This window comes from Paenibacillus allorhizoplanae (genome assembly GCF_927798215.1).
Lineage (GTDB): Bacteria > Bacillota > Bacilli > Paenibacillales > NBRC-103111 > Paenibacillus_E > Paenibacillus_E allorhizoplanae.
The window spans coordinates 144,088-163,559 of record NZ_CAKMMW010000012.1 but is presented as its reverse complement, the minus strand read 5'-3'; the positions used below and the strand labels follow the sequence as shown (position 1 = coordinate 163,559).

The following is a 19,472-nucleotide window of genomic DNA, read 5'->3' as shown; positions in this document are numbered from 1 at the left end:
ATTTGACGCTCTATTTTATATGAACACTATTTTCGCATCCGTCTGCCACTACATCGAAAGACAAACGAGTGAGCACCGTATTCAGCGTTTCACCCAAATAAATCATATCGTAACTTCCAACTGGAAGACTCAAATCACTGAAAATCAACTTGCCATCTGGCTGGCCGAACGTTTTGGTCTGCACAGAGGCAATGGGACTAATGGGTTCTGTCTCACTCGGTTTAGCTCCTCTTAGATAAATGCCGAAGGCATCTTCTCTTAGCGAACCTACATAATTAACCTCAATTTGTTCAGTTGGCTGAAAGACAGATTTGTTCATATTCATTGCGGGATTACGGAGAGTGCAATCCTGATCTACCGTCAGATCCACCACAGGAATGGTCACTGGCAGTTGTACCGTATATTCCGCATCAGTAACCCACGATTTCGAGGAGAAATCTCTTCCTTTTACAAGGACCTTATCCTCGAAGATTTCAACGAAAAATCCCTGCGAGCCCTCTTTCAGGACATCATCATCCGTCCATAAATAGGCTACAGAAGCAGCATTAAACATGGTCGCATACTTCCTGTTGTACATCGTCTCCTTTGCGCCCAGCTCCCAGTGCGTGTGACCGGTAAAGACAATGGATTGCGGGTGTTTGGCTAGAATCATCTTTAATTCTGCGTCTTGCCTGATCCCGTTCCATCCAAACTCACTTTGGGACCCAGCGACCGTATTCAATAGGGGCTCATGAACAAAAATAAATGCCGGTTTCTCCGCCACTTCATGTTCAGACAACTTTTGATCCAACCAGTTGAGCTGTGCCTCTGATAAATAAGCGCAGTCTTTCAAGCCAATTTCTGTGCCAAGGAATATAAAATGATAACCTTCCAACCACAAATCATAGTAGGCATTGTGAATCCCCATATGCTCTGTAAATAACGACATCTGCCTATCAATATCTTTCCACCGCACATCATGATTGCCGTAAGTAAAATAGATTGGCGGCAGCCCCTCCATGTTGGCTTTCCAAATCTGTTCCATGATCTCGAATTCTGCTCGCTCCCCATTGTCCGTGATATCACCAACATGCATGATCCCACGACAATCTGGGGAAGTTGCTATAATATCCTTGAGAGCCCGGTCGAAATTCTGGGCTTCAGTTCCTTCTAAACTCGCTTTAATATGGGTATCTGTTAAGACGACGAACTTGAGGCTTGGTTTCTTTACCATTTCTTTCTCTCCTTATTTTGATATAGAAGGAATTGAATAGTCTCTATTTGCGCATCGAACCAAATACCTTGTTCCTGACTCTGCCTTGAAGGAATAAATCGAACTACTTATAGAGTTCACCACCTGCGCATCCCCTTCCTCCCTATTGATCACAAGGGGTGATTCGCTGCGGATTGTACACAAGCCATCCTGTGTGGCATACAGCACGGCTTCTTTCAGCTGGCCATCTTGCCACCGGATCTCAACCTCGAAACCACCACGCGCCCGCAAGCCGCTAACTCGGCCATGACGCCATGCTTTCGGCAAGGCTGGCAGAAGCATGATTTCATCCCTGTGCGATTGCAGGAGCATTTCTGCGATAGCCGCCGTAGCGCCAAAGTTGCCATCTATTTGGAAAGGGGGATGGTCACCAAGTAGACTCGTATGCACAGAATGACTAAGCAGCTCCGTCAAATTGGTATAGGCTTGCTGGCCATCATGCAATCTCGCCCAGAAGTTGATGATCCATGCGCAGCTCCACCCTGTATGACCGCCTCCGTGTGCAAGCCGCCTCTCTAGCGTCCGTCGAGCAGCCTCGGCTAACCTTGGCGTATGATGTACGGTAATCTGCTCGCCTGGATGCAGAGCAAACAAATGTGAGATGTGGCGGTGACCGAGCTCCACTTCCTCATAATCAATCGCCCATTCCATTAATTGGCCATGCTTGCCGACCGCAGGTGCTGGTAATCGATTCCTTACTTGTTCTAGTTCCTCTAGAAATTCCTTGTCCGTATCTAGAATCGTACCCGCCTCTATACAAGCTGCAAAAAGGGTATGAATCATTTGCGAATCCATCGACGGTCCAATGCTAAGGACCCCTTCATTGCCATTCGGCAATCGATACGTATTTTCCGGCGAAAGAGAAGGAACCGTGACTAGACGACCATGCTCATCCTCGATGAGAAAATCAAGAAAAAACAGCGCGGCTTCCTTCATAATCGGGTACGCTCTTGCACCTAGAAAATCCCTATCTCCGCCATAACGATAGTGCTCCCACACATGCAAGGACATCCATGCACCGCCCATCGGCCAGAAAATGGCAGGCACATAAATGCCGCATATGTCTGTCTCCGCCCACAGATTCGTGGCGTGGTGCGCCACAAAGCCTCTGGCGCCGTAAATCTCCCTAGCTGTCTTACGCCCATTCTCCATAAGTCGATCCATCATATCGAAAACTGGCTCATGACATTCAGCCAAATTGCACACTTCAGCCGGCCAATAATTCATCTGCAAATTAATATTTAAATGATAATCACTTTCCCAAGGCGGCGTGTGACTCTCATTCCATATGCCTTGCAAATTGGCAGGCAACGAGCCTGGTCGCGAACTCCCCATAAGCAAATAGCGGCCATATTGAAAGAATAACGAAATAAGTCCGTGATCTGTATAGCCTTCTTGGATTCGACGTAACCGTTCATCTGTCGGTAACACCGCCGCAACTTGATGATCTGGATCTTCAATTTCAAGTTGAACACGTTCAAACAACGAACGGTGATCCTTCACATGGTCCTCTCGAACAGCCTCAAATCCTTTGGCAACACTTGCTGCTATGCAAGATTGACACACGACAAGCGGTTCAGGATGTCGAAATGTCGTTGCAGCTGCCACATACAAAGTAACACTGTCTACCGCTTCCACAGAGATGAAATCGCCAATAATCTGCACGTTCCCGCCTACTGCTACAGCCTTCAAAACCGTCGCATAATGAACCCCATCTGGCCCGCATTGCCCTTGCATAACAATGCCTTCCGCACTTTCTTTACCTGACGTGCCTTCAAATGGTCGTCGGCTCAAATTCGTTGAGAAACTGATTGCTCCAGGTCGATCCGAGCTTAAACGAATAACAAGTACCTGATCCATCGCACTTGCGAAGATCTCCCTTTGATACGTCGTCCCTTCCAAGGAATACGAAGTTTTAGCAATACCCGTCGGCAAATCCAATTCACGGCTATAGTTGGTTGTTTCCCCATTTGATTCTCGAAAATAAAGGTTTATATCACCTAGTGTTTGATAGGGTGCAAAGAATTTGGGCCCCGGCGTCATCGCCATTCGCGCCAAATACTCGGCATCCTGCGGCTTACCCTCGAACATTAGCCTGCGAATCTCCTCAAGATGTTTATAGGCGTCAGGTTGCTCCCTCTTCTTGGGTCCGCCATACCAGAGGGAATCTTCATTGATCTGAATCCGTTCTTGCTTTACGCCTCCGAATACCATTGCTCCTAACTTGCCATTCCCTACTGGAAGAGCATTTACCCACTTCTCTGCAGGCCCTCGATACCATAACTTCAACTCTTGTGTACCCATAAAGGATCACCCTTCTTTTTGAAAAGAAACCCGACCACGCCATCAACAGGCACGATCGGGTCCTTTCATTTCATCAGACTTATTTGGATTTTTCTTTGTAGAACTCGTTTGTTTCTTTGAGATGCTGTTGGAAGCTTGGATCATCTTTGAACTGTTTCACCAGTTTATCCCAATCCTCCAGCGTATTTTTGCCAAAAACCACATTCACCATCATATCGTTCAGCTTTTTATCCCAGTCTGCTCCCTTTTCCTTAAATGGCGCTGACTTCATTAAGCCGTAAGTCGGATCTGTGATAGAGGAAATCGCATCAACCACTTTTTTATTGGCTTCGTAAACATCCGTCGGAATACCTGAGATTTTGGCTCTCGAATATTTATCAAAGTATCCGGTTACCCATTGGCCTGTCGTATCACCGGAATATCCTTTTTTCTTGCCTTCTTCGGTTTGCTCAACGCTTCCGTCAGGCTTCACTTTATAGTCAACATCTTGGATGCCGTAAGTAGCAAGATTATAACCTTCAACCGAAGCTGTGTAATCATAGACTTCTAGGATTTTCTTCAGCTTCGCCTCATCAACCGATTTCTTATTGATTAGGAATTGTCCATAATAACCACTTGCTTGCTCATAATAGGCCTTGCCATCTGGTGCTTTTGGTAATTCCACAGCAATAAGGTTCGCTTGCGGATTTACCTTTTGCAATTCCAAATTATATTTATAGGCATCAATCACGTTGGCAAATGCTACACCTGCTTTGCCTTGAACGAGCATATCTTTAATTTGTGCTGCCTTGAGTACAGGGAAATCAGGAAGAATACCGCCTGCTTTAAATGATTTATTCCAGAAAGCTAGCGCATCTTTGGCTTGTGGTGTATACCAATACGGGATTAGACTACCGTTCTCTTCTTTCCACTTCGTGCCCGTGCCAAACATCGAGAGCAGATAACTAGCAGGTCCAGGTGATCCTGGAATAACAGCACCGTAGGTATCTGGTTTGCCGTTGCCATCTGGATCTTTCTGTGCGAAGGCTTCAAGAACTGTAGCTAGCTCATCCATCGTTTTCGGTTGTTGTAAGCCTAGCTTATCCAACCAATCTTTACGGATTAGCATGGACTCGTGGCCATCCAACGGTCTTACACGTGGAAGGGAGTACAGTTTACCTTTTAACGAGGCATTCTTATATACGTTTTCTGGATACTTAGCTAAGTTTGGATAGTTTTTAATATAAGGACCTAGATCCCAGAAAGCGCCTTGATCAATGGCATTCAAGAAAGCAGGCGTTAAGTTAAAATCTTCTACGAATAGAACATCAGGCAAATCGCGGGAAGCAAGAAGAGCATTCAATTTTTCTGAAATTTGGGCTGCTGGAATCCAATTTAACTTTAGATTGACGTTTAGCTTCTCATTTAGCTTTTTCACTGCCTCCAACTCACCTGTAGGTGCAGCAGCGAAAGCAAGTGTCGTGATGGAAATATCCGCCGGCGCCACAGGTTTAGCTGATGCTGCAGTTGAACTAGTTGCTGAACTTGCTGACCCAGCTTCATTCGCTTTACCACAAGCCGCTAAGGAAGCGACTAGCCCCGTTGCTGTTAAGAGTACTGCCAATTTTTTGACCATTGGTTTCATGTAAAGACCTCCCGTTTATATGCTTATTATACAATCCGTAATATCAACCTGCATGTCCAATACTTCCCTGCCTGCATCCCCCCTCTCGGTGCAGTTCTCTCACCCCTTCACGGAACCAACCATCATACCCTTAACAAAATATTTCTGTAAGAACGGATACACCATGACAATCGGTAAGGAGGAGATTACAACGGCAGCCATCTTAATCACCTGTGGCGGCACGGTACGTTCACTTTCCAGCATAGCGGCCATCGAAGGATCCGCCATTTGCGATGCAGAAATGAGCAGCATTTGAAGGAGTACCTGCAACGGACGCAAGCTGTCACTATTGATGTATAGTACGCCACTAAAGTACGTGTTCCAATACGCTACAGCGTAGAATAACCCGAAAGCGGCAAGGGCTGAGACGGAGATCGGCAGCATAATGCGAAAGAATACACCGATATCCGAGCATCCATCCATTTTGGCAGCTTCCTCTAGTTCATCAGGAATTTCCTGGTAAAAGTTTTTCATTAAGAATACATACCAAGCACTTGTCAATGCCGGCAAGATCAGTGCCCAAATGGAATCCATTAAACCAAGACTATCCACGAGTAAGTAGTTCGGAATCATGCCCGGATTGAACAACATGGTCATGAGTATGGCAACAAGGAAGAACTTCTTCCCTTTCAAGCGTTTACGGGAAAGCACATAGGCTAGCGCACTTGTAACAATTAAGCTTAGTAAGGTACCGAACACAGCGAGTATTCCGCTTATCCCCATCGCATGAACGAATGCGTTCGTGGAGAAGATGTATTCGTAAGCAGATAAGCTCCATTTCTCAGGTATCAGGACCAGCGACTTCGTCAAGTACTCCGTAGGATCAGTAAATGAAATGATTACAACATAAATGAATGGCAGTAGTGTAACAAGTCCAATAATCGTTAATAACGTATAGTTTAGGACATTAAATATCTTAGAACCCATCTGATTATCCATATTAGTAAAGTCCCTCCTCCCCGAACTTCTTGGCTACACGGTTTGCTGAAACAACCAGTATGAGTCCTACAACTGATTTGAACAATCCAGCAACCGTGGCATAGCTGAACCGACCTTGTTGAATACCAACACGGTAGGCATACGTATCAAATACGTCAGCCACCTGCGATACAGGTCCGCTTGCCATAAGGAATATTTGTTCAAAGCCTACATCCATGACTTGACCTAAACGTAGGATTAACAAAACAATAATCGTGCTTTTAATACCGGGTATCGTGACATTCCTCATCTGCTGCCATCTTGTCGCACCATCAATTTGTGCTGCTTCATAGAGCTCTGAGTTAATCCCTGCAAGGGCAGCCAGGAAAATGATCGTCCCCCAACCCGCTTCCTTCCAGATACTTTGAGCCGTGAGCATAGCCCAGAAATAATTGGGCTCCGATAGGAATTCAATCTTATGCCCGCCTAACTCCACGATTAATTGATTAATGACCCCGCTGCTTTGGCCCAGAATCAAAAAGCAAATACCGACGATGATAACCCATGATAAAAAGTGAGGCAAATAGATGACCGTTTGTACGAATTTCTTAAAGGGTAAACTCTTCACCTCATTCAGCAATAAGGAAACTACAATGGGAATAGGGAAGAAAAACACGATATTGAGAAGCGAGATTGCCATCGTATTTCGAAACAACATCATAAAATCGGGATTCGTGAAAAACTCATGAAAGTATTTCAATCCAACCCATTCGCTACCCCAGAAACCTAAATAAGGAGAGTAATTTTGAAAAGCAAGCAATAATCCCCATAACGGTACATATTTGAATATGAGGAAAAATAGTAATCCTGGCGCTGCCAATAGATATAGATATTTGTCACGCTTTAGCGCGACCTGCCACTCGTGTACCCTTGATTTCTTAGATGTCTTTCTTTCTTCGAGTCCACTCGGGATCACTTTCTGAAACTGTTCCACCTGACTATGTGACAATGTCATCACCTCTCATTATTACGTTGGCATCTCGTTGTTTTGCTTGAAATGATCGTACCTGATCATAAGTCATAGGAACAATGACCAATTCTTATTCACGCTTTTCCCTCAAGACAAAAAAAAGAGAAACCCCGTAACTACGCGGTTTCTCTTCCTATTTTCCTCATTTTTCGCTTCATAATGAATCTGAATAACGATTTTTGAGCATTCTAATTTTCCTCGTCTGATCCACGGAATTGACCTGGTGTCACACCCATTTGCTTTTTAAATACCCGGATAAAGTTTTTCATCTGATACCCAACTCGCTCAGCCACATCGGAAACCGATAAATCGGTCGTACGAAGCAACTCAATGGATTTCTCAATCCTTACCTTGGTCAAATATTCAATAAAGGAGAGATCCTTTTTCTTTTTGAACAACTTGCTTAAATATTGTGGACTCAATCCACAGATTTGTGCACATTGATCCAACGACAAATCAAAATGATAGTTCTCCTCCATATACCGAACCACTTTCGCAATCAACTGCTCATGCTCCTGATGCTGCTTGCCATGTACATAAGCAACAATAGGCTCAACCAATTGCTCTTTAAACCAGGCATTCAGTTCGTAGGTCGTACTGATATTGCGGATATGAAGATACGGATCTTCATTCGACTCGCCAAATAATTGAGCTGTATCCAATCCAAGCATGTAGGCCGTGCGAATCGCAGCAGTTAGCAGTCGATAATACGACATTTGAATGAGCTCAGGCTTCTGAATCGCAGCACCCATCGATTTGGCAAACTCATCCATCATCCTGACTGCTTCATCACGATCGCCAAGCTGCAGCGAATTCTCAAAATGAGTTTCGATTTCCAACGGATACCGATAATGCATGTCTGAATGACTTTTACCACTCGTATGGACTATGACTTGATTCCCGCCAACAATGATACGAGAACGAACCGCAAGCAACGCCTCTTCGTATAATTCAGGCAACTCGCTAATTTGCTCGCTTTTCCCACTGAGCCCAATCGTAACCTGCAGATGCAAATAGTCAGAGACAAGCAGCCGCAATCTCTCGGCAAATTGTTTGATGTCAGACTCATCGTCTTCCGCTTGCAGTGGATCCCTATACAGCCAAACAGCAACCTGATCATTCAGCAGATTGATGCCTATACCTTCCATCTCATGGGATTGTATAAGTTCACTTGCTATATTTTTCACAGCAAATACAATTAACTCACGGTCATTTTCTTGGAAACGCACCTTTCCTTCTGACTGCAAATCGAAGGCAATCACGATCACGATGCTTTCCTTATCTGCAGGCACGTTATACCTCCGAAGCATGGAGGCCAGTTGATCCTCGGAATAATAGAGGAATCGCCCTTGCAAGAGCTGCAAGGCAAAGATTTCACGAATAAGTGGCAGCTGGTCACTCAGCTGCTGTTGCATGTCATTAGCCGTGCTGCTGAGCTCTGCCCATCGCTTGTGCACGAATCCCACTTCATCGGTTTCCACCTCATCGGTTTGGCCGTCTTTCACATAGGCGACAAGATTCTGAATGGGACGATAGACACGACGTGTCCCCCACAGCGTTATGAGTGCACCCAACACCAAGCATATGAGAACAATGACCAGTGTGATTAATTTAATCCCATTCGACTTGGCATTCAATTGATCGATCGGAACCATATTGATATATTGCCATTTGTTAAAAGAAGAAGTAATCGGGGTCACCATATATTCGGTTCCCTTAAAGGCGAACTGGAAACGCTGTTCGGAACCCTTCTGAGCAACGCGATCAAATAAACCGTGAGGAACGTCATTCCCCCCCATCGAGGTAACAAGTGCTCCCTTTTCGTCCAAGATGAACATTTGTTCACCTTCATAGCTTATAAAACGTTTCATGATGTTTTGAAACAGCTCTTCATGAATACGAATAAACATAAGACCCATTGGCTGTTTAGCAAGTAGTGGCAATTTGGCAACTAACGTAACGCCATTGTCGTTATAGCTGGGTATAGAAGGGTAGGGTCCGCTTACCCATTTGAGCTGATCATCCACAGCAAGCTCTTTAAGGAGCGCCTCGCGTTCCCCCATACCCTCAATTCGTCTCCCCCCATAAATCGGAGAGATCAAATAGCCTTCATCCGGCACGTACACAGCAACATCGCTAGCTTCTTTATTACCATTGATAAGCGCAGATAATTCACGTGAAATCCCTGAGTAAAAACCAGTGTAATTCGTGCTCTTCAATTCCACCAAATTGGAACTAAAAAATGAACCTAGCAACATTTGGATCGCATTGTTTTGCAGGCGATCTAACGTGGAATCAATGGTTGAGGATACGTTATTTAAGATCCGAACATTCGATTGATTCACTTCACTTTGTACAGCGGAGGCTGAATATAAATAACTCCCTATCCCAACGACGAGAACGGGAATAATGGCAGCAAACAAGGATAGGGTCACCATATTGCGAAAGATCGTTTTGCGTCTGAAAAAACGCTTCCACAAATTCGTAAGTATTTTGCGCATGGCAATCACCTCATTCATTGAATAATGAGCATTTTAATCGGTTATACCTATAAAATCAAGTCTTCAAGGGAATAAAGATCACCCGACTTCGTCTTACAGACAAAGTCGGGTGATCTTTGTTTCCAGGAACTTGTTCAACTTATGACTTTAAAAAGGCAATAGTGTTTAACAGCCTCTCAGCAAAAGCTGCTTCAATCTTTTTACCTGATTGCGCACGAATGTGATTTTCTAACGCATTGAATGCATGCTGATCTTGTGTCTGATTCAAATGCTTTTGAAGAACATCAATCATAACTAGCAAGCTGTTATATACGCCTTGGTTAGTAATCCAGCCCTGCTGGAACGCATAACTTACCAATTCATCCAAGTGATCAGCATCCATCATTACTTTTAGCGTGTAAGCTGATCTTGTAACGTTCCCCGCCATATCCGTTGCCGTAACGACTACGGGAAGATCGCCAATTGTCAGACTTAAAGGACTGAACGTGTACGGGAGGCTTACTGCATTACCGTTCAATTGAAGCGACTTCCCAGCTAGGCCACTAACAGGATCGGAAATATCGAAATTCAGACTGCCACCAGCCGTCCAGTACACAACCATCGAAACGGTTGGAACGATGATGGGGGCCGATGCATCGATTTTCACAATCGCTGTGTGGATCGACTCTTGATTTCCAGCATTATCCACGCTGTAATATTGGACTTCATGTACCCCATCTTCAGTGATCGTAACTGAGTTCCCTTCCGTAAACGTGCCATTGGCCAGTCTATAGAACGTCTTCTGCACGCCGCTGCCCTCATCGTTAGCAGTCAATGTCACAGTCTGAGCATTGCGCTGCCAATCTGGCTTTGCATTATCTGTCGTAATTGGAGCTGTCGCATCCTTCTTGAACGTTACGACGTGCGTTTTGCCTACTGAACCTGCTACGTTAATCTGGAGCTTTAACGTCGGCAACGTTTGTACAATCGTAACCGTATCATCACTGCGTACAAGCGATAATGCAGCCTTGTTCAGCTCCAGCGTAATCGTGCTTTGCTTTTGTGTTGGATCGGATACCGCTATGTTTAACTCCGATTCGTTTTCCTTCACCATGACAGATGATGGATTACGTGCTGTAATAAAATCAACTGTACCTGGATTCCAGAGATTCGCTGCTGTAATTCCGAGCTTCTTCTCTCTAACCGCATGAACATCTGTCGTATTGCTTAATACTTCAACATCGGGCGCATGGCTGTAAAGCTGAGTAGCCGCAGTGTCTTTATGTGGCAGCATCACGTACGAATATGCAGCATTCGAAGGCGTAGCCCCATGTTCAAAGGCCAGGCTCATGTAATTCCGAGTGATTGGCGTCGCCGATTGGCCGCTGTTAATGTCGCTCCATTTGCCTGTTCTCGCTTCGCGCAGTCCATAAACATTTGTTGCTTCTGGAAAATAATAGCCAATGTCGGCTCCTGGCATATTTCCAGCCAAATGAGCCCACTTAACGTTCCCCATGTTTTCCGACCAACCAAGCTGACTAGGTTTGACTGCTCCATTCACGGTGAGCACATTATCACCCGCATCATTCAGCTTGCGGTTATCAATAATCGTTTCTACAGGCTGTGGTCCAGCGCTGTTACTTGAAATCCCTGCGCCCAATGCAACGATTTCATCATCGAACATAAACCACGACTTTTTGCCTTGCAGGTCGCTTCCTGTCACTTTGGTCAAGGAAAAGTCCATGCCTGACGCGCCGTACAGCCCATCGATCGTCGATCCTCCTACCCACTCTTTCGCGTTCATGTACGAGGTCCATTCACCTGGCGTCATGCCTTTGCCAGAACCATTTGTTGTCGTGCCTGGCAAACGAAACGAATCTACAGTCGGCCAGAAATCATTACGATACTGGTTGAGATCTTGGTCGTAAAGATACGTCATACCGATCCCTGTATACCAACCTTTTAAATTCTCGTTATTGCCCTTCTCAAAGGCCGAGATGCGATTGGAGAATATGCTGATTCCGAAGCCATATCCTTCACGCAAATGGACAACACGGTCCATTCCTGAAAATACCTGATTTTTGATCAATTCACCTCTAGGCTGAATCGAGGCATCGTTTAATAGATTTTTAACGAGACTCAAATCGTAAACAGACAAGCCATCGAAATAATTCGCATATGTCGTATCGGAGAAAATCCACTCCATCGCCATTCGCTTGATGGATAACGCCACATCCGCTGGCGCTCCTTCGGCTAAGCGAAGCAACGTTGTAATCGTGCCTCTGGCACTGCCTGAAGCTTGCCTCGACATGCCTCTGCCATTGACCATATCCATATAGAGACCTTTATAAATCACCGGCTCAAACGTATCTGACACCCATTTGTAAACGTTGTTGACGTTGGGATCGGTTACTGGCCAAGGGGATCCGTTCAACAAGAACGTCATATCCGCGGCTCTGCTTAGCCATACTGCTCCGTATCCAGCCGTATAGGCGATATTGGTGTGTTGAACAAGGGAACCGTCTTCATAAACACCATCTCCATGATCGGTGTAAGCAAATTCTGGACCCATCGCATCGCGTCCTTGTAATATCTTGGCACTGTTATTTCCGATCACACCCCGAACCGTAGCAACCAGTGCTTTATCCAGCAGATTAGCCCCCGTCATTTTGCTTCCTTTGACACCAAGAACGGAACCTACCTTCGGATCTGGACAAAATTTATCAATCGGCTTTATATACTTGGTGATCTGCCCCTGTGTTAATTGCCCGTACATGAGCACGATGAGATCATTTAAGGTTTGCGGGATACCAATCTCCCAGTCCCACCAATTGCCATATGGACTCTTGTTTTCGTTATATCGGTTCGTGTACATCCATTCCATAGCGCTTACGATATCATCTCGCAGCGAAGTGCTTTGATACAAAGGAGTCCCTGGCATGGAATAAGCTAAGGCCATCGTTTTTAAACGACCGTAGGCCGTGCTAATCTGGCTCGAATCTGTTGTGCTCGTCAAATCACTCCATAGATTTGTCCGATTGCCAGCTTTATTCAAGGTGTCCCAGAAACCTGTTTGAGCAGCATTCGATACACTATCTTTCAGTTTGGTGAGATTAGTGGCCATATCCGGATCCTCTGGGTTGAACAGGGTACCGCCCGTTAATTTATCGGACCATTTCTGTCGAAGCGCACTGTACGATGCTGCCATTTCCGCTGATTCCACGTTGATTGTACAATGTGCTGAAATCGTCCCATCTGGTGTCGCAACGGTAATGGTTGCAGTACCCACCCCTACGGCCGTCACATTTCCATTGCTGTCCACTGTCACTGCACTTGGGTTGCTTGAAGACCACATCACCGTTCTGTCCACTGCGTTCGCGGGAGTGAGCACCGCTGTGAGTGTAGTCGTTGTATCTTTTGTCATGGAAATCGCGCTTGGGTCCAAAGCAATTCCTGTTACGCCGTTATATTCCTCCAGACTTACTTCATCGAACCATACTTTCCCCATACCTGTCTCTAGAAATGGTTCGATGACCAATTTGGTTGCATTCGTTGGAATTGTCATAAAAACCTGTTGCATCTTCCAATCGTTCGTACCTAACAATTTGGGGGTTGAGGGACCGTCTCCAACTTTGCTTGCGTTATAAAATTGTGTTCTGAAGTAAGCTCCTGTTCCTGTCACATTCTCCGTTTTCAACCACATTTTCAATCGATAGGATTTCCCCGCGGTCACTGGCGTTACCGTCTGATTAATGGAGACTCTGCTCGTTGCAAATGCATCTATCAACACCGACTTACTTCCCTCATGGGCAGCCGCCATATCCAGCGTGACATTGACAGTTTTGTTTGGGGCCTTCCCGCTTCCAGTAGGAATCCATAGCCCCCAACCCACAGGAGCATTCACGCTGGTCCAATTAGCATCTGTGGCCGTTGTCGCCTGTTCGAAACTTCCGTTCGTCATCAAATTCACCGCAGCGGCTTCCGCCTGATTGGTTGCGCTTTCATAAAATGGAACAGATGACGCAACCACACTAAAAAGCAAATTAGCAGCCAACAGCACACTGACTTTCTTTTTGATCTTCTTCATCAATTCATCCTCCCGATCACATCTATCAATTATCAAGACTATGGAACAAAATTTCTTCTCCTTATGTATGTTAAGTCTTTGGCCTTGCACAACTCCGATCGTACCTGACCGCTTCTTCCGTGACAATGACCAATTATTGCTGCGTAATTAGTCGGAGACAAAAAAAGGAGAACCCCGTTGTTACAGGCTTCTCTACCGATTCGATGCACTTTTTTTAACACATTAGCATCCTTCATATCCAATTTTGAGCATTCTCGTTTTCACCGTCTACCTGTTAGTAAGTCTAATCTAAAATCGTCATTGACTTTAATCTCTAACCCATTTATTATAAATGTCAGTGAGTACTGACATTGATTCGGAAGAGGGATACCATGGACGACAGCAGTAGCAGCAAGCTGGGTAGCAGCGATAAACTTCTATTAGCTGCGCTCCATTTAATCGCAGAAAAAGGCTATAACGGCGTAACGACGCTGGAAATTGCCACCGCGGCTGGTCTTAGTGAGAAGACCTTATTTCGCCATTTTGGCACGAAACAGAAGCTTCTAGAGACTGCCTTCGACCGCTACCATTATGCGGAAGAGATGAAGAAACTTTTTGCCGAGAAGCTCGTCTGGGATTTGGAGAGGGATCTTCTTCTCGTTTGCACGACCTACCATGAGATCATGAATAGGAATCGGAAAATGATTCAGATCTCCCTCAAAGAAGATGAGGGTCAATTACCCGGCTTTCGTGCTCGTACCCAGAAGCATCCTCAACAGCTGCTCGAGATTTTGACCAATTATTTCATTGAAATGTCCGCAAAAGGGAAAATCGTCTCAACAAACCCTGAGTTGCATGCCTTTACCTTCATTATGATGCATTTTGGAGCTTTCATGAATGATCTTGATGCTCAAAAAAGCTATCCCGGCATTACCTTAGCACCCTTCGTGCAAGAGAGTATCCAGTTATTTGCTAGGGCTTTACGGCCCTAGTTTTTTTCTCAGTCGCATGACAGTAAGTACTGACAGTCTTTTTTTGAAAGGAAGTGTCCTCTTATGGCAACCAAAGCACCATTGCAAACCGCTGACAAATTAATGCGTGTGCTCATGTTCACCATGACCTTATCCATGATGAGCGGCGTTATGTTTAACATAGCCCTCCCAAGAATCAGTAAGGAATTTGCGCTGACAATAGCCCAAGTGAGCTGGCTATCTTCGGCTTATATCATGATTTATGCCATCGGCGCTGTTACATATGGAAAGCTCGCTGATCGCTATAGGTTAAAAGATTTAGTTACTTTCGGTCTTCTTTTGTTTACGCTAGGCTCCTTGATCGGTCTGACTTCGCAAACATTTGGCATGGCGCTGGTCGGCCGATGCTTACAAGCCGCTGGTGCCGCGGTCATTCCCGCGATTGCCATGATTATCCCATTACGCTACTTCGCTCCCGAGCGAAGAGGAGCAGCACTTGGCATGACAGCTGTCGGTTTAGCTTTTGGTAATGCACTTGGGCCTGTGATTGCAGCTCTCATTATAAGCACACTACACTGGCGTTGGTTGTTCGCGGTATCTCTTGTTGTGCTCGTCGCTCTTCCCTTTTACCGCAAATACCTAGGCAATGAACAGCCTGTAAGTTCAAGTAAGTTCGACTGGATTGGCGGCGGTTTGCTAGGCATCACCATTGCTTTACTGCTGCTCAGCGTGACGAACGGCTTCTGGTTTTTACTCGGCGCACTGTTCGTTCTTGGATTATTCATGGTGCGTATTCGTACCGCGGGTGAGCCATTTATTGCACCGAAGCTATTTCAAAATCGAAAATATACGCTCGGGCTTACCCTCTCGTTCCTCATTAGCGGAAGCTGCTGCTCGCTCTATGTACTTAGTCCCTTGCTGTTAACGGATGTTCAACAGCTTCCTTCCGTATGGATTGGTTTTGCCTTGGTTCCTGCCGCCGCAGCGTCAGCCCTAATTGGCCGCAGAGGTGGCAAGCTCGCCGATGCCAAAGGCAACTCGTACGTTGCTTACATTGCTTCCAGCTTATTGTTAGCCTGCTTCCTTCTACTTGCCACATTTACTGGCAGTTCACCGCTGCTTATTGCCGTTTTCCTGGTTCTTGGCAATGTGGGTCAGTCCTTCATCGTCATTGCGGTGAATAATTCCGTTTCCCGAACACTTCCGGCGGATCAGGTCGGCGTGGGGATGGGCATGTTGTCGATGGCCAATTTCATTGGGCAGGGTATCGCCATCGGTCTATATAGTAAGGCCGTCGATCTAGGTTCAGCTTCGCTGACTAGCTGGAATCCACTTTTCAGCCACGGATCTGGCATTATTTTTAGTAATATCTATGTCGTGTTGGTCGGTTCACAGCTTATCATACTCGGTTTGTATTATATTTCGTTTGGAAAACAGAAACGTCGTGTAAACGCGACTCAACCAACTATTTTATCGAATATTTAGAACTCTTCGACATATTCCGACAAAAATCCGCCCTCTCAACATGTAAAATATGAAATGGACTTTAATTTCGTATTCATATTACATTTTTAAGGGGGAAGTCATGGTTCTACATAAAAGAAAGTTACTTCTTGCACTCGTTTCACTCTTTACCGTCTTCAATCTTTCGCTTGGAACGGTCGGCTTTGCACAAGAACCGAATGAACTAGCCGCCACATCCACTGCCCCATCTTGGAATGAGAGCGACATCGTTCCGGGGAAAGTGCTCGTCAAATACAAGCAGCAACCAGCTGCTAACGGCATCCTGGCATCTTCCGCACACGCAGTTTCTTCATGGACAACGCTTAACTTCAATAGTGATCTTTCTGTCTCGGATAAGCTCAATGAACTTCAAAAGGACCCGAATGTGGAGTATGCGGAACCGGTTTATAAGGTGCATTTGATTGCAACGGATGATTCTACCCGCACAGCCTCGGTTACTAACACCGTCTATATCGGTGATGATTCTTACATGCAGCATTGGGGACAAATCGCGGCACATGTTGACGATTTGGGCAACTTCTCAGATCCCAATAAGAATAAGGAAGTCACGGTAGCTGTCTTGGATACAGGTGTGGATATGTATCACCCAGACCTTCAGAGCGCCCTTGTCATAGGCCGCAACTTTATTAACACGCAAATTACACCTCAGGACGATAATGGCCATGGAACCCATGTATCAGGCATTATAGCCGCACAATCTCAAGGTAACCTTCAGATCGGAGTTGCTTCAGGTGTCAAGATTATGCCTCTTAAAGTACTTGATAATAAGGGCAAAGGTGATTCATCCCTTTTAATTGATGCCATTCAATACGCGATCGATAACCACGTTGATCTTATTAATATGAGCTTGGGGTTAAGTGGCGATAGCAAAGCCCTGCACGAAATCATTAAGAAAGCTCATGCTCAGCATATTGTGCTTGTCTCCGCTGCAGGGAACGAGAGTAATCATTGGATAAATACAGAGCCAGGACAATGGGACTTACCAACTGACAGTGACACCATTCGATATGCTAGGTACACAAATTATCCTGCTGCCTATGAGGAAGTCATCAGTGTAGGAGCTATTGCTCAGCTGCCAGATAAAAGCTATGCGATTGCGGATTTTTCCAACGTAGGAAAGGTAGACGTTGTTGCACCTGGTGTTAATATTTACAGTACTGCCATGGGTGGCAACTATATGTACATGTCAGGTACGTCACAAGCAACTCCGTTTATCACAGGACTTTCCGCTTTATTGAAGGCAGCTAATAAAGACCTGGATGAAGAGGATATTCGAAATATTCTTCAAACCTCCGCTTCTAAATATCAAAGCAGCTTGCTTTCATTAAAACTAAATGGGAGCATAAATAAATCTATTCCTTATACGATTTTTACCAGCGCACATGTCTCCTACTCCGCAGCTTATGGCGATGGTTTAATCGATGGAATTCGAGCTTTTCAAATTCCTAGATTGAAGCTAACTCCTGCGCCTGGTGGGGAAAATTATCCAACGAATCCAAATGTAATTTATGATTTGTCCTTATTAGACATTCATAACAATACGGTAGTAACTGCTACCTATAATGTTGCTCTTGAAGCCAGGGCCTATAATGAAACTTCCTATGATAGAGTTGGTGATGAAAGTTATTACCTTGGAGCTCTTTCATCAGGTCAATTACAAGATGGTAAAGCCAGACTGACAGCTGCTTTTAATACGAATAATCCTGTTCATCACATTAATATTCATGGATTGTGGAGTGAGCCTGTTCCAGGAGGCACATATTATCATCACCACTCCAATTCTTATACATTTCTTGGTCTACCTTCCAAACCTATTGTTAACCTGTCTTCAGGCACCTACGTTGGTGAACAGAATGTGACCATCGCATCTCCTTATCAAGAAGGTTCCATCTATGTTGAACTTACTACGAAAGATGAATCCAAATACGCTTATTTTAATTACTCAGGTGTTTCGCTGAAAATAAGCACGAATACTCAGTTAACCGTTGCTACATTGCACCATAATGTTTTCAGCGAAGATGCTATCTATCAATATACAATTACAGCACCCCGAGTCGGTGGCGGTGGGGGTGGCGGCGGTGGCGGCAGCTCACAACAACCTCCCTCCCTCAATGCCGATGGGAAAATGGCCTATGAGTTCAAACCAGCACACGTTGATTTATTAATCTTATTAAATAAAGCTTTGGCTGACCTAACGCTTGATGCTAGAACGAAGGAAAACGTGGATATCCTCTCCATCGAGATGGACGCTGATATTGTTCAGAAAGCTTCGCAAATGAACAGACCGATTGTTATCGAGGCTAATGATATCAACATGCAGGTTCCACCAAATGCTTGGCCGATCAAGCTTTCAACTGGCAAAATCCTATTTACATCAAGCAAAACCAATACATCCATCCCGAATTTCACATCAGCATCCGCTATTTATGATTTCTCTGTAACCGAGGATGGGTCGAAAATCAATTCATTCGCTTCACCTGTGAAGGTTACTATTCCTTTTGATGCCAAAAAGGTCAAAGATGTTCATAAACTAAGCGTTTATTTCTATGATGAAGATCAAGGTGCTTGGACGCCAATCGCCGGCACTCTTAATTCGGATGGCACCATGACGGCTTCACTTGCCCATTTCTCCAAATATGCCGTTCTTGAGAAGCAAAACGATACGATCCTTAAGGACATTAAGGACCATTGGGCACAAAAAGAAATTGAAAACTTGGCTGGCAAAGGGATCATCGATGGCATCGATCAAGACTCCTTCCAACCTGATACTACATTAACAAGAGCACAATTCGTCACCATTATCGCTAAAGCGTTAAAATTACAAGAAGGTAGCAAAACAGACATATTCCAAGATGTATCCGCGGATGCTTGGTATCGGAATTCCGTCTATGCCGCCTATTCTGCGGGTATTATCAGCGGTATGAGCGAGCAAACCTTTGTTCCCGATGCGCCTATCACCCGAGAGCAAATGGCCCTAACTATGGTCAATGCTTATTTACATGCAACAGGTAAAAAGCTTGAAGATATCGTCACCACACAAGAGGTCAAATATGCCGACGAAGGCACGATTAGTACATGGGCTAGATCCTACGTCCGAATCGCTTCTGCCTTAGGTCTACTCAGCGGAACAACAGGGGGGCAATTCGCTCCTACGGATAACGCTTCTAGAGCCCAGGCAGCGGTTGTGATTTACCGACTGTTGGACAAAGTACAATAAGGGCTGCGCTCTAAGCCCACTACAAAAAACCATGGAAAGCGGCCATT

The 19,472-nt window shown here is 45.2% G+C and carries 10 protein-coding genes; 3 read left to right on the top strand and 7 right to left on the bottom strand.

Going from position 1 to position 19,472, the window contains the following annotated elements:
* Positions 1-10: 10 nt before the first annotated feature.
* The 7 genes from L6I86_RS19950 to L6I86_RS19920 all read right to left on the bottom strand — a co-directional run bounded on the left by L6I86_RS19950 (position 11) and on the right by L6I86_RS19920 (position 13,734).
* Positions 11-1,213, bottom strand: a complete 1,203-nt coding sequence (locus L6I86_RS19950; protein WP_236289921.1) for a metallophosphoesterase family protein — start codon at positions 1,211-1,213, stop codon at positions 11-13.
* Between the two features lie 12 nt (positions 1,214-1,225).
* Positions 1,226-3,556, bottom strand: coding sequence for a glycoside hydrolase family 95 protein (locus tag L6I86_RS19945; protein WP_236289919.1), 2,331 nt, complete (start codon positions 3,554-3,556; stop codon positions 1,226-1,228).
* A gap of 79 nt (positions 3,557-3,635) precedes the next feature.
* Positions 3,636-5,180, bottom strand: coding sequence for a type 2 periplasmic-binding domain-containing protein (locus tag L6I86_RS19940; protein ID WP_236289917.1), 1,545 nt, complete (start codon positions 5,178-5,180; stop codon positions 3,636-3,638).
* Between the two features lie 99 nt (positions 5,181-5,279).
* On the bottom strand, positions 5,280-6,158 hold the full coding sequence (locus L6I86_RS19935; RefSeq protein WP_236289916.1) for a carbohydrate ABC transporter permease: 879 nt from the start codon (positions 6,156-6,158) through the stop codon (positions 5,280-5,282).
* A 1-nt stretch (position 6,159) separates the two neighbouring features.
* On the bottom strand, positions 6,160-7,152 hold the full coding sequence (locus tag L6I86_RS19930; RefSeq protein ID WP_236289914.1) for an ABC transporter permease: 993 nt from the start codon (positions 7,150-7,152) through the stop codon (positions 6,160-6,162).
* Positions 7,153-7,355: 203 nt separating this feature from the next.
* A complete protein-coding gene (locus L6I86_RS19925; protein WP_236289912.1) occupies positions 7,356-9,668 on the bottom strand; it encodes an AraC family transcriptional regulator in 2,313 nt (770 codons plus the stop codon).
* Positions 9,669-9,807: 139 nt separating this feature from the next.
* A complete protein-coding gene (locus L6I86_RS19920) occupies positions 9,808-13,734 on the bottom strand; it encodes a polysaccharide lyase family 8 super-sandwich domain-containing protein (RefSeq protein ID WP_236289910.1) in 3,927 nt (1,308 codons plus the stop codon).
* Positions 13,735-14,105: 371 nt separating this feature from the next.
* Here L6I86_RS19920 and L6I86_RS19915 point away from each other — a divergent pair, with 371 nt between their 5' ends.
* The 3 genes from L6I86_RS19915 (at position 14,106) to L6I86_RS19905 (ending at position 19,425) form a co-directional block, all read left to right on the top strand.
* Positions 14,106-14,705 carry a TetR/AcrR family transcriptional regulator gene (locus L6I86_RS19915; protein ID WP_236289908.1) on the top strand — a complete coding sequence of 200 codons (600 nt, stop codon included), beginning with the start codon at positions 14,106-14,108 and terminating at the stop codon, positions 14,703-14,705.
* A 63-nt stretch (positions 14,706-14,768) separates the two neighbouring features.
* Positions 14,769-16,169, top strand: coding sequence for an MFS transporter (locus L6I86_RS19910; RefSeq protein ID WP_236289906.1), 1,401 nt, complete (start codon positions 14,769-14,771; stop codon positions 16,167-16,169).
* 100 nt (positions 16,170-16,269) lie between these two features.
* On the top strand, positions 16,270-19,425 hold the full coding sequence (locus L6I86_RS19905; protein ID WP_236289904.1) for a S8 family peptidase: 3,156 nt from the start codon (positions 16,270-16,272) through the stop codon (positions 19,423-19,425).
* Positions 19,426-19,472 lie beyond the last annotated feature (47 nt).